11 protein-coding genes are annotated in these 13,256 nt (G+C 58.5%); 1 reads left to right on the top strand and 10 read right to left on the bottom strand.

The window, feature by feature from the left end; all coding sequences use genetic code 11:
* Window positions 1-15 precede the first annotated feature (15 nt).
* On the bottom strand, window positions 16-1,722 hold the full coding sequence (locus tag EB230_RS31435) for a histidinol-phosphate transaminase (protein WP_172374774.1): 1,707 nt from the start codon (window positions 1,720-1,722) through the stop codon (window positions 16-18).
* 166 nt (window positions 1,723-1,888) lie between these two features.
* Here EB230_RS31435 and EB230_RS31440 point away from each other — a divergent pair, with 166 nt between their 5' ends.
* The gene (locus tag EB230_RS31440; RefSeq protein WP_172374776.1) at window positions 1,889-3,196 is read left to right on the top strand and encodes an alkaline phosphatase family protein; all 1,308 of its coding nucleotides are present in this window, start codon (window positions 1,889-1,891) and stop codon (window positions 3,194-3,196) included.
* Between the two features lie 38 nt (window positions 3,197-3,234).
* Here EB230_RS31440 and asnB read toward each other — a convergent pair whose 3' ends face one another.
* From asnB to EB230_RS31485, 9 genes are all read right to left on the bottom strand, one after another.
* Complete coding sequence (gene asnB / locus EB230_RS31445; RefSeq protein ID WP_172374778.1) at window positions 3,235-5,127, bottom strand: asparagine synthase (glutamine-hydrolyzing); 1,893 nt, start codon at window positions 5,125-5,127, stop codon at window positions 3,235-3,237.
* Between the two features lie 32 nt (window positions 5,128-5,159).
* On the bottom strand, window positions 5,160-6,074 hold the full coding sequence (locus tag EB230_RS31450) for a class I SAM-dependent methyltransferase (RefSeq protein WP_172374780.1): 915 nt from the start codon (window positions 6,072-6,074) through the stop codon (window positions 5,160-5,162).
* A 30-nt stretch (window positions 6,075-6,104) separates the two neighbouring features.
* A complete protein-coding gene (locus EB230_RS31455) occupies window positions 6,105-6,704 on the bottom strand; it encodes a phosphatidylcholine/phosphatidylserine synthase (RefSeq protein WP_172374782.1) in 600 nt (199 codons plus the stop codon).
* The gene (locus EB230_RS31460) at window positions 6,701-7,519 is read right to left on the bottom strand and encodes a phosphocholine cytidylyltransferase family protein (protein WP_172374784.1); all 819 of its coding nucleotides are present in this window, start codon (window positions 7,517-7,519) and stop codon (window positions 6,701-6,703) included. The genes EB230_RS31455 and EB230_RS31460 overlap by 4 nt, the downstream gene beginning before the upstream one ends.
* A 30-nt stretch (window positions 7,520-7,549) precedes the next feature.
* Window positions 7,550-8,740, bottom strand: a complete 1,191-nt coding sequence (locus tag EB230_RS31465; RefSeq protein WP_172374793.1) for an aminotransferase class I/II-fold pyridoxal phosphate-dependent enzyme — start codon at window positions 8,738-8,740, stop codon at window positions 7,550-7,552.
* Window positions 8,741-8,787: 47 nt separating this feature from the next.
* A complete protein-coding gene (aepX, locus tag EB230_RS31470; protein ID WP_172374797.1) occupies window positions 8,788-9,696 on the bottom strand; it encodes a phosphoenolpyruvate mutase in 909 nt (302 codons plus the stop codon).
* A gap of 497 nt (window positions 9,697-10,193) precedes the next feature.
* Window positions 10,194-11,249: an LLM class flavin-dependent oxidoreductase gene (locus tag EB230_RS31475; protein ID WP_172374799.1), complete on the bottom strand. Its 1,056-nt coding sequence runs from the start codon at window positions 11,247-11,249 to the stop codon at window positions 10,194-10,196.
* Between the two features lie 13 nt (window positions 11,250-11,262).
* Window positions 11,263-11,457, bottom strand: coding sequence for a hypothetical protein (locus tag EB230_RS31480; protein ID WP_172374801.1), 195 nt, complete (start codon window positions 11,455-11,457; stop codon window positions 11,263-11,265).
* A 40-nt stretch (window positions 11,458-11,497) separates the two neighbouring features.
* A complete protein-coding gene (locus EB230_RS31485) occupies window positions 11,498-13,138 on the bottom strand; it encodes an SDR family oxidoreductase (protein WP_172374803.1) in 1,641 nt (546 codons plus the stop codon).
* Between the last annotated feature and the right edge of the window lie 118 nt (window positions 13,139-13,256).

Genomic DNA, 13,256 nt, shown 5'->3' on the forward strand with positions numbered 1-13,256 from the left:
TTCGCTGCGCAAATGTCACGTCAGGGCGTCACTCTCAGAGGCCGTTGAGCGGCTTAAGGTGCGCCGCAGAGCTTTTGCCAGCCTTTCGTTTTCCGTCCGACTTCGAACCGTCAGGCGCAGATATCGATCTGCGTCGTTCATGGCTTGATAGCCGCATTCTCTTACGAGGACGGATTCGAACAGAACGAGGCGGCGCTTGAGCTCGGCAGCGGATACCGAATTTTCAGGCAGCCGGCACAAGATGAAATTCGTTTGCGAAGGTACGACGTCGAGGCCCGGTACCGTCCGCAGCTCCTCGATGAACAGCTCTCTATCTTCTCGCAACATCTCTAGACTGTGTTCCAGTTCCTCTGCGAATTCGGGAAGCAGGAACAGTGTGTATTCCGCAATACCGTTAATGTTCCACAGCGGCAGTTTCCGGCGCACGGCGGCAACGAGCGCGGGATCGCCAGCCATGAGGTAGGCGAGCCGGATTCCGCCAAGTCCGAAGACCTTTCCAAGGCTCTTCACCACGATCAAATTGGCACAGGACGGCACCAGAGTCTCAACGCTGTTTGATCGGCCATCAGCGGGGAAATCAATGAACGATTCATCCACGATCAGCCGCCGCCCTCGAGATCCCAGGGCCTCCGCCAGCCATGCCACGTCAGCATGATCAACAAGTCGACCGGTCGGATTGTTTGGATTAACAACGATTGCCGTATCCGCGCCTGTCGCCAGTACGAATTCCAGGAAAGCTCGAACGTCGAGATCGAAATAGGGCGGGGTGAGGACGAAGTTGTTCTTTTGTTCGTCATCGAGTGGTGTTTGAAAGCCGGCGAACGTCGGCACGGGAATCGCAATTGTTGGGTTCAGCGTTGAATAGAGCGCCTGGATGAGATCGGTCACCCCGTTTCCGACTGCAATAAAGTCCGGCTGCTGCGAGGTCATCGTGCCAACAACTGAAGCGATATCGATCTGCTGAGAAGGATAGCATGTCAACACGCCTTCGAGCCTCGCCGCCAGCCGATCGTAAAAAGTCTTGGGAGGGAAGCGGGTATTGCAAAGAAGCATGTGCTCGGCGATTGGCTTGCGCCAATAACCTCCGACGCTCGTTTCCAGACGCCGCAGCACGTTCTCCTTGTCACACCGAAATTCCGCGATGGATGCGTCGACACCGTCGCAAATATCGAGCAGCTTGGAGCCAACATTCAGCACATTGTCAGGCAACGCTACGTCCAGCTGGGACAGGCCCGCGACTAACGTACTCAAGGCCTGATGCAGAGATGCCGCGGCGCGGCTTTCGGCCAGAAGATTGCGTAGAACATCAGCACTCAATCGATAAATCCCGGTCGGAGCGTCGGGCCGCCAAGCGGAGCCGCGCAAACCTTTGTTGACATCGATACCGTCAAGAACCTCACTGTCGAAAAGCGGCGTTCCCCATATCAGGAGGGTATCGCCATCATGTTGGCAAAACTTCTCAATGAGATCGCCGTCATGCGCGTCGTGCCACGAAAGCGTATTTGTGCTGTCCTGCAGGCGGAACCCATCGAATGTGCCGCTGCTCAAGTTTTCAACGAGAGTGACATCTTCAATGCCGTTTTCGACACAGGCGTTGACGAGACGGTCCAAGAGCGGCTGACCGTTGATAGGAACCAACGGTGCATCGTAGCTGCCACTCCACAGATGTATTTTTGGCCCTGCGAAATCGAGGATAAAAATAGCACGGGTCGTATCGGCCATCTCGGACTCCTTTCTTCTGAAGGAAACAAAATGAGCGCGTAGAAGCGCCCATTCCCAAAATCAAAACGACCCACTGGCGCTCGAAGTATCCCGTGATGCGTTCATACCGGCGTCATCCGAAGCCTATAGGGGGCTTTGGTTTCGATCGGTCTCTTCCAGGTGCAACATGACCCACACCAATCCATCCAGGCCTACCGCTCGTTTTCAGACGCCTGCCTCGATAAAGCCGCGCGCTCCTACGAAAGCGATTCTGATCCTCATGGACGGCGTAAGCGCGGACTATTTCGAAAAGCACAAACATCGGTTGCCGACGCTTCTTCGTTTGGCAGGAGACGGTCTGTCCATCACTCGCCTGCGCTCAACGGTGCCGGGAACGTCGATGCCGGGGCGCGCAAGCATGCTAACCGGCGCGGCGCCTCAAGCGAACGGGATCTACGGAAACCACATTGTGCGAGATGGCTCGTTTGTCTGCGCCGACGCGTCTGATCTGCGGGTTCCGACCATTGCAAAGCTTGCCAAAAATAGCGGGCTTGATGTCGCGTCCATCGGCGCTGGGTTGATCGACCCAGCCGATTGCGATGTCTTCGTGCCGGCCTGGTGGGAACGAGGGTTTCTCCAGGGAAGCCGGTCATTTAAGAGCCTGCCCGAAAACCGCATCGCTCGCTCGCGCATGATCAAAGATCCAAATGGACGGTTGCGAGCCGCCGGCGTGCTCGATCTCTTCGGCTTCCCGTCCAGTAGTGACACCGTTGCGAGCACTCCTCTCGTTGCGGGCCTGGCCGCGGATCATCTCATGATCGGGGCTGCAGGAGCGCTGGCTTGCTCGGAGAACCCGCCTGATCTCATTTTGACCGAGATCGACATGACGGATTCGATTCAGCATCAGTTCGGATACGAAAGCGAGGCGGCGCATTGGTCTATCGCCGCGGCCGACATGATGATTGGCGCTCTCATCGAAGGACTGAGGCGAGTCGGGCGGGAAGACGATTACGCGATCGTAGTCGCAAGTGACCATGGACATAGCGCCGTCCACACAACCATTTATCCGGATGCGATCATCCCTGACTTGCTTTGGGAAAGTGAAGGAGCGACGCTCCATGTCCTGGTTGACGGAGCTCATGACCGCAGAATCGCAGACGGACTGTTGGCGCGCTTCCAAGTGGAGCCGTGGTCGAGCGACCATGTTCCGGTAAATGAACGTGATTGCATAGCGACCTATGTCGCACCTCCTGGACACTCCTTCGAGGAGACCGTTGGAGACACGCAAGAAGCTGGCCCGACGGGCAGACCTCGATACTTGTCCACCCACGGTTTCCGGCCGGGCAGCGCGGAGGACGATCGGATATGCCTGTTGAGCATCCCTGGAATGCAACCTTGCAATATTGCCTGGGGCTCCGCTGAAGAGTTCACGCCAACCATTGCTCAGATCTTGGGATTGTCCGACGCCCCGTTTTCGGCAAAGGGTCTTCTGTAAAATGCCCGCAAGCGACCGCCTGCGGGCTCGCATATTCGTCATGAGAATACCTCTTTGAAGAATATCCCAAGGTTGGCCAACAGCCAGAACTTCCGGCCAAACGAGTCTGAAGGATTTCGTCGTCCGGCCTCGAACCAACGCCGCAAAGCAGCAGGATCGAACAAATCTCCCAGTGGAGAGTCCTTATCAAACAGCAGCCTTCGATATTCCGTTGCTCCCTCGCCAACGGCCCACTGACCCAGTGGCAGTGGAAATCCCATCTTTTTGCGAGATAGAACAGATCTGGGCAAGACGCTCCGGTATTCCCTTCTTAAGGGGAATTTTGAGACATCGAGACGTTCGCTGAAGGAAGCAACCGGATGCCACAGTGCCTGGACCGAAGCGATTGGAGACCTCCACCTCAACCGCTGTGAGCCGGGCATCGCCATTGCGGCGGTAACGAGCTGGTGATCGGTATAAGGAACGCGAGCTTCAAGCCCAGCCGCCATTGTGGTGTTGTCAACCATTTCCAGCAATGCGGGCAAATGCGTAGAGACGAGAACATATGAGATCTTGCTAAAGAAATCTCCGCCGGCCTCTGCAAATTGAGTCGAGAAGTGATCGAACAGAGCCATCTCGTGCTCCCTTCGTATCCGCCCATCGATGGCAAGCGAGCGGATTTCATCGGTCGGGAAGTAGCTGTAACGCGCCAGGAAGAACTGCAATTGACTGCAATGGACGTCGAGTCCGAGGCGCCAGCGTGCGACCTGGGCAAGAGCACGTGGTAATGCGGCGATGATCTTGCTTCGATTGTAATCATACGGCGTACGGAACAATCGGCTGTAGCCAGCAAAAATCTCATCGGCACCCTCGCCGGTGAGGACGACTTTGTGCTCCTTCGAAATCGCCTTTGCGAGCGTAAACATTGCGATTTCGTTATGCATCCCAAGCGGATGTCCACGCAGGCGAACCAGCTCTGACACAGCGTTGATATCGGAAGGTTCTCCAATTGGAACGACCCGGTGAATGAGCCCGAATTCAGCGGCGACCTCCATCGCATAAGCCGTCTCGTCATAATCGGGGGTGTCGACCTTGCCGGTATAGCAAATCGGACGGATTTGGGAGCGGGCGGACGCCTCATAGGCGAGGATGCTCGAGTCAAGTCCACCGGACAACAATGCGGCGACCGGTACGTCAGCCACCAGTTGACGTTCGACGGCGCTTCCAAGGAGTCTGCTTATGTCGGAATAGTCCGGCTGCGATCGCGAAATGCGCTCGGACAGATTCCACCAACGCTCCGACGTGTGTCGCCCGTTTGTTATTTCGAGGAGATGGCCGGGCTCTAACTTGGAAATCCCGGTAAACAGCGTCCTGGCGCCGACAACCGCGCGATAGGAAAGAAAACTGAGCGCGCCGATCATGTCGGGCCCGCGCATTACGCCCGGCCAGCGAATGAGAGCGTTCGGCTGCGATGCAAACAGAAGCCCAACATCGCAAATCGTGTAGTAGAGGGGTTTTACCCCCAAACGATCTCGGGCGATGAGAACAAGCGAGTTCCGGGGATCGAAAAGCGCGAAGGCAAACATCCCGTCAAGGCGGTTTAAGAATGACTTTCCCCAAGCAATATAGCTAAGAATTAGAACCTCGGTGTCGGACACCGTCGAAAAGGAAAAGCCCATATCCCTCAATTCAGCTTTAATTTCCCGATAGTTGAATATCTCGCCGTTGTACGTTACCACCACTCCGGTATTGTCATCGCGATAGGGCTGATTGGCGCGAGAATGAGCGTCGACAATCGATAGCCGTCGATGCGCGAATGCGACCGATTGATTAATGTATAGGCCGCTGGCATCAGGCCCGCGATGAGCGAGAGCCTCAGCGCAACGCTCAACGGCCTCAGCACAAACGGGTGTTCCCTCGTTTTTGAGGACTATCCCAAAGATTCCGCACATTGGGGTCGCTCTCTTGGCACGAATAACGCCAACTACGTGCTCGGCTTTTCGCCGATCATCTGGATGCAGCCATCGCCGAACCAGAAGCGGGCCAGCGGGTGGTCGTAATAACGGTACATCGGAGCGAGAAAGCGCCGAAGATTATGGAAATTTTTTGTATACCTTGAGATCCTGCGGATCTTCTCGAAGCCGCACTCGCCATACCAGCCTCGGATTTGCAGCTCTGTGAAGGCGAACCCGTGATAGGTCGGCGCCTGGAAACGATCCCGGATCGTCACGAACAAATCATCATCAAAAAGACTCCGAAAGAATTCGTTTTCGCCAAGTATATATTCTTTCTCTTCGCCGTCCTTTATTTGCAACAGCCAGTTGATGGCTTGGCCTGCGGTGGATGCATCCAGATTGTCAATGGAACTGCGGAATTGTTCGTCGCTTTGGTAGAGTTCTCGCAAGTGATTGATGCATCGGTAAATGACGCCGTTGGCGGTACCCATAATCGTCAAAAAGAAGCTGCCGCCGGGGCGGGTTACACGGGCAAGCTCTTCAAAGCCTTTTTTCGGATTGCTGGTGTGCGGCAAAACCCCTGCGCAATGGACAAAATCGAAACTGAAGTCGTCAAACGGCAGATCGAGCACACTGCCAGCGACCAGTTCCGAGCGCGGCCCAAATCGGCTGAGCCGTTTGCGCGCGCAATCCATCCAATCATTGCTCAATTCAAGCGAAACAACGTTTCGTGCCCCCTTGTCGAGAAACGCATAGGACGCATTCGCGTTGGAGCCGCAGCCCGCGTCCAGGACATCAAGACCGCGGAAGCTACCGGTAGGCAGGCCGAAATATTCCTCCTCGATTAGAGAGACCAACCTGTCGAATATGTGGTCGTCATTCTCCTGCTGGCGCTGGTAGCGATCAAAGACGGTGCGAGTTTCGGCCTCGAAAGAGTTTTCCATGTATTCTCTTCCCTATAGCTACAAACTGATTCACTTTGTGAGTAAGGCGACAGATCCGGCTGCGGCGAGTGTAAGGTTACCCAAGCGCAACGCACTGCCGGTACCTGGAAATTTGAAGTTTGAAAGATGCAGGACCGACAGCACAAAACCTGCCCCGATCAATAGGTTGCCCAGGCCTTGCACGGGCAAGTGATGGTCGGCGACGAAGAGGAACGCCAACACGAAGAGATTATTGTTCAACGGCAATCCTCTGCCGAATCCGTCAGCGTCCAGTCCGAACGTCGAAAAATAGCTGAGGCGCAGAGCCCCTGACAGGATGAGGCAGTAGGCAGCCAACAATGCGGGAACGGAGAACGCGTTGAAGGACAAAATCAGAACCGCTGGAAAGACGGCTGCGTAGACCAAATCAAGCAGCCCGTCCAACGCGCCACCCAGCTGTGCCATCAAAGCGGACCGGTTCGGGGAACTCTTCGCGACCATGCCGTCGGCATCATCTGCCAAAAGAGCCCACAAGCCGAAACAGATGCCAATCTCGAAGCGCCCGATCAAAGCAAAGTAGATCGCCGTGGTGGCCAAGATCAGCCCAAGGGCCGTAATGGCATTTGCAGCGTCGAACAGATAGCGGATCATCCTCCTACCCCCGCCACGGCGGCCGGCGCGTCGGCACGATGTCTGTGAGGTCGCTCGAAGGCGAAAATCCTTTCCGCTACCCGCAGGTCCTGTTCACTGTCGATCTCGTACCATCGCAAATCGTCACATCGCGCCGCGGCGAGTTGCAGTCCGCGCTGCTCGATGAGATGCGCGAGCAGCTCCTCGGTATAGGCTTTGATTGCGCCCGAGCCGATCAGGTCGTGGAGGACCGGGACGATCACCGTTTGGAGTTCGGCGCCAGAGAACCGGGTGAGGTTCATCATCTTGAAGAGCACCGGGGTGCCTGATGCCAGATTTGCCGCCGTCTGCTTCAACCGGACTTCGGATATGAAGCCGTCGCTGGAAAGGACGGCCGCGGATCCTTCCATGGATGGCTCGAAGGGCGCGACCGCGGCGGCATTGGGCGCCTCGACCCTGATCAGGTGGCGCAGTGCATCTTCTTCGAAGAAGACGTCACCTTCGAGGAGATAACAGTCGCCGGAAAGAAGCGTGTCGCGTGCCAGCCAGAGCGAGTACGCGCTCCCTGTCTTGTCGAAGACTGAGGACTCGACATAGTTGATGTCAAGTCTGCCGAAGCGTTTGCCACAGGCATGGCGAATGGCATCCTTGCGATAGCCGACAACAATCGTCACCTCTTCGACTCCCACCGCCTGAAGGTTCCACAGTGCATTGTGAAGTATCGGTGTGCCGTTGACTTCGACGAGTGGCTTGGGACACAGATCGGTCAGCGGACGCAGGCGGGAGCCGAAGCCAGCAGCGAGAATGACGGCTTTCCTGGGAGCAGCGGGAGGCATCTCATTCACCTCTTTCGTTGTGTTGCGGTGTCATTTCCAGGCGTTGAGGAATTTGACGAGCCGGGCCAGGCCGGTCGCGAGTTTTTCAGGTGGAATTCCATAGGACAGGCGCAGGCCGGCGGGGTCGCCGAACGCGGTGCCCGACACAGCTGCGACGCCAGCTTCGGCAAGCAGACCCGTCACGATATCGTCGGCTGTCGTTGAGGCGCCGTCTTCCGATCCCGGTCGCAGCAGATGGGAAAGGTCGAGATAGAAATAAAAGCCCCCTTGCGCGCTGGCGACCGGTACACGCGTCAACGAAGCAAGCACGTCGAGACCGACCCGTCTGGCGCTTGTCAGGCGTGAGCGCAGCTTGCCTTCATAGTCCGAGCCACCCCTTTGCAAATGGGCGAGCACCGCGTGCTGGGCAATTACGTTTGGATTCGAGGTGGTGTGCGATTGCAGGGCCTTGACGGCATTGATCACCTCTTTTGGACCCGCCAGATAACCGATGCGCCAGCCGGTCAATGCCAGTGATTTGCTGAAGGAATTGACGATCAGCGCGCGTGCTCGAATTTCGGGAGCGACCGAGACGATTGGATGGTGGGTATGACCCCCGTGCACGAAGTCGCCATAGCACTCGTCGAAAATGATCCACAGGTTGCGGCTTACCGCCAATTGAGCGATGGCCATCAGGGTCTCAACATCGTAGACCGCACCGGCCGGATTGCTGGGCGTGTTGATGACGATCGCCCGCGTGCGCTCAGTGACCGCGTCCTTGATGTGCTCGGGGCGCGGGACGTAACCGTTGGATTTGGTGTCGACGAAGACTGGTGTGCCGCCGGCGATTAGCACCTGGGCCGGAAACGTTGTCCAGTAAGGCGCCGGGATGATGACCTCGTCGCCCGGGTTTAGCAGCACCATTGCGGCATTGAACAAGGCCTGCTTTGCTCCGGACGTCACGGCAACTTCCTCGGCCTTCCAGATCTGTCCGGTATCGAGGGAGATCTTCCGCGCCAGTGCCTCACGCAGCTCCACCATGCCAACCGTATCGGTATAGCGATTGACGCCCTTATTGATGGCATCGATCGCGCCGTCGCGAATCGTGGGAGCAAGCTCGCTCCAGATCTCGCCGGCGGTCAGATCGATGATCTCCTTGCCAGCATCGGCCGCCGCTTTTGCGGCAGCGCGCGCCGCGGCGGTACCCGAAGTGCCAAACAGGTTTGTCCGATGCGCAAGCATGTGCGCTCCCGTTTTCGTTTTGCTTTTCAAAAGACGGGCTGGGCCTGCTACCGCACGCCGGTCGCCGTCTGCGGCAGATATTTCTCTTCCGCCGCTGAGAGTTCCTGGTAATTGAGCAGATCGAAGAGTTCGTCGAGCGTCGCCACCTCGTCCTCGATACCGGCGATACTTTCTTCGCGGAGGATGCGGTCGCAGACCTGGCGCATGGCCGAGATCGCCGCGCGCATGTTATGGTTCGCCCAGATGACTGTGGAGATTCCGGCCGCCCGATACGCGGAGACCGTCGTGCGATAATATTTCGTAGGCACGATCACGACCGGAAGGCGGTTCTGCCAGGCGCGCGTGAAGGCGAAAATCTGCTCAGCGTTGGACTTGCGGGAATGAATCAGAATGGCATCGGCGCCCGCCTCAGCGTATGCTTGCGCCCGCGCCAGCGCCTCATCCTCTCCGTGGCCGGCGATGAGCGCCTCGATCCGGGCGACCAGAACGAACTCCGCATCCGGCACTTGGTCCTTCACTGCCTTAAGCCGGCCGCAGAACTCGGGAATATCGGCCAACGGGTGCCGATCACCGACGAACGAGTTCATTTTCGGGAACGCCGTGTCCTCAAGACATATGCCGCTCGCACCATGTTGGCGCAGCTTGCGGGCGACCATACGGGCATTGTTGAAGTTCCCGAACCCGCTGTCCCCGTCGACGAGGACTGGAATGTCCACCGTGTCGGTGATTCGCTCAACGACATCGACGACTTGGGACCAGGAAGCTTCGTTAGCATCTCGATATCCGAGACTGGATGAAATCGAGAGGCCGGACGCCCAGAGCGCCTTGAAGCCAGCGCGCTCGGCAATCGCCGCCGAAAGGCCGTCATGAGCCTCCATTGCGAAGGCGAGTTCACTGGACGCGATCATTCGGCGCAAGCTCTCGCGCGTCTGCGCACCAGACTGCCTCTCCACCATGCGGTCTCACCTCCACCGACGCTGTCCAGCCGACAAGCCTGTCATCGCCTGCCGCACGAAGTACTTTCAGAGGCGAACCGCTCTGCCCACCGATCGGCGATCTGCCACTGTCGTGCACCCATACAGAATCAATGAAGCAAGGCGCGTGCCGAATTGGCGAACCACCTACGCCGCACCAGTTCTCCATACCGGCGGCCAGGTACCCTCTCGACCATTTGTCGGGCTTCCGACATCCTCGTCCAACTTCGGACACAAGAAGGGTCGCGGGAGTGGCTATTCGTCTACGCCATGGCGGCCGTTCCGAGGCTGCCGGTCAACGGTCTCAAGCGAGATGGCCAGGGAGCGGAAGACCGGCGGTCCGTGCAGGCAAGGACGGACGACGTTGGTCTTCGATCCCGGCAATCACCAGTCGGCTTGATTATTTATCCATGCCTCATGGACGAAGTGTCGAGCATCGGCATGCGAGATTTCAGCTCCCCCAGCGGCCGTTCCGAGCTTCAAGCCTTGACCTGACCAAGCGACTTGTTGATCGCTGGAATGATCTTGTCTCCCCAGAGCTCAATCTGGCGTAGCATCGTCTTTTGGTCGAAATCTCCCAATTGGGTCTGAATTGCGATCTGGTCCGGCTTCAGGATACTTATCTCTTCCAGCAGGCGATCGATGACGCGACTTGCGCTGCCGATCGGCAGGTTCTGGCGCATGGTCTCGAACGACAGATCCTGCTGCGTCGGTGTTTCCTGCAGCAGATAGCCGTCTCGGCTCTGCTGGCGGCGCTGATGAAGTGCTTCAGATAGCCGGCGCTGGAAGCGGGCGTTGTCGAGATAGCTGTCGATCTCCGCCTGATCGTCGCTGGCATAGCAGCAGCGCAGAAGCCCTATCTTGGCCGCGGTGACATCCTTACCCCGCGAAGCCGCTGCTGCCACGATGGTCTCACGCAGCGTTCTCACGTTTTCCAAGCCGTTGTGGAACGCCGTGACGAAAAGATTGTGGCCCTCACGATAGGCCCGGCACATGCTTCGCGCGGACCCGCAGGCGATCCAGATCGGTGGGGCTGGCCTTTGGACGGTGCGCAGCGAAATGGCCGTTAAAGGTATCTTCTCATACTGGCCATTGTGCTCGAAGATCTTCTGGTTGAGGCCCTTGAGAAGGATATCCAGGTATTCCGCAAACACGGCCGGCGCCTGATCGACATCGACACCGAAGCGCTCGAACTCGAACTGCTGGTATCCCGAGCCGACGCCGAGTTCGAGGCGGCCGTTCGAAACGATATCGGCAAAGCCGATCTCGGAGAGCAGGCGCTGCGGTTGATATAGCGGCAGCACACACACGCCGGTGCCAAGCCGAATGGTGCTCGTAAGGCCGGCACAGTGTGCCACCATCATCAAGGGCGAGGGAACCAGGCTGTAATTGTTGAAGTGGTGCTCGGCGAACCAAGCGGTGTTGAAGCCGGCCTGCTCCGAAGCGATTGCCTGTTCTATGGAGTTACCGATGACGCTGTCGCACGATTGATGATAGCCTCGCTGGGCCGCCAAGATGAATGTCGCGAATTCCATGGCGTGTCCTCGTTTACACAAAGTGGGCAATCAAGCCTTCGACTTGTGCCGATTGCGGTGGGCCGCGGTATCGATCCGGCCTGGCGGCGACGTAGTCGACGATCTTGCGCAAAGCCGCTTGTCGTTCGGCGGCCGCAGGCAAGCGCCAAAACTTGGCTAATGGTTCGACCCTGATGACCAGTTTTCCGTCACCGAGGAAGGCGATCACTTGGCAAGCCGCGCTTGGCACGTGCCATCCAGCCGCAGTCTCAATGCTCGAACCTCGTCGGCTTCGACGAACCGCAACCCGTCGCCGGCGAACATTCCGTTGGATCTTCTTGATCGGTTGACTGGGCGTTTCGCGCGTCAGCCAACGAGGTCAAGCCGCCGTCCACGTAGAGGGTCGAGCCGTTTACGTATGAGGCATCAGGCGAGGCCAGAAAGAACACTGCCTCGGCGACGTCTTCGGGCTCTCCCATCCGCCCCATCGGGATGCGCCGTGTGATCGCTGCGGAATCGATGCAGCCGGACTCGACTAACTGAGCCATGTCAGGCGTACGGATGTACCCAAGAGCGACGGTGGCCGTTCGAATGCCGACCGACCCGAGTTCGGCCGCCATGCACCGGGTCAGAATGTTCATAGCCGCCCTGGACGCCCCATAGGCATGGCGCGGCACAAAGGGCAGGAAGCTATTGATCGATCCAAGATTGAGGATTACGCCGCCGGCGTCCATCGACTTGATCGCCTCGCGTGCGCAGGTGAAGGTGCCGGTGAGATTGACGTCCAGCACCCGCTCGATCTGTTGCGGGATTTCGATCCCTCGCACAAACGTATCGGCAACAGCAGCACAGTTGACGAGGGCCTCTATGCGACCGAAGCGCCCCCGTATTTCCTTGAACAGCGCCACCACCTCGCTCTCGACCGCCACGTCGACGGATTTCGCCATGTGCCTGCCGCCCAGCAAACCAGCGAGTTCTGCCGCCCCAGCACCATCTTTATCAGCGATCACGACTGTGTCGGAGTTCGCGGCGAAGCGGCGAACGACGGCGGCGCCTATACCGTTCGCGCCGCCCGTCACGACCACTGTGCGCGCGCCGGTTCGTTCGGCCGGCCGGAAGAGTTCGGCTCGAGGCGTCTCGTCGACCGGCGGGTGCGCGTCGCCCGGCTGGTTGAACGACATCCAACCGCCGTCGACCGTCAGCACCGATCCGGTGATGTAGCCCGTCTGTGGGCTGGCCAAAAAACGCACGGCCCGAGCGATCTCGTCGGGGCGCGCCATTCGACCCATCGGCACGCGGCGGCGCACGGCCGCGAGGTCCATCTTTCCCGCGCGTTCCAGTTCCGCCATCATCGGCGTGCGCACGTATCCTGGCGCTACCGCCGTTACGCGGATGCCGCGCGGGGCCCACTCGCATGCAAGCGACCTCGTGAGAGCGATCAAGCCTGCCTTCGAGCTGGCATAGGCGTTGCGCTTGGGATTGCCGAGCACGCCCGCCAGCGAAGCGACGTTGACAATGGCAGCGCCGGCCTGCATGCGCTTCGCCGCTTCGCCGGCCATGATGAAAGGCCCGATCAGGTTTGTTGCCAGCACGCGTCGGAAGGCCTCGAAACCGGTGTCGACAGTCGCAGCCATGGCGGGTCCTATCGCCGCGTTGTTGACGAGAGCATCGATTTTCACAAACTGCGCTTCGACGCGACCGTATAGCGCGATAATGTCCTCTTTTCGCGAGACATCGCATTCGAGGCCCAGATGCGGATGGCCGAGACCGTCGGCCAGTTCAAGGACGCCGCTGCCAGGAAGGTCCACCGCAACGACGATGTCTCCATCAGCGGCAACGATATCGACCAGCGCACGGCCGATCCCGCCTACCGCTCCCGTAATGATGACGATGCGTCCTGCCTGCTTCATACGAACCTCTCCACAGCCAGCGTCAGCGATCTCGACGCGAGCCAGCCGGTCGCGGCATTGCAAGACGTCCTGGTGACCGCAAGTTTCCATACCGGGCAGACGTGTTGCGTTCCGGGAC

This window comes from Mesorhizobium sp. NZP2234, assembly GCF_013170765.1.
Classification (GTDB): Bacteria; Pseudomonadota; Alphaproteobacteria; order Rhizobiales; family Rhizobiaceae; genus Mesorhizobium; species Mesorhizobium loti_D.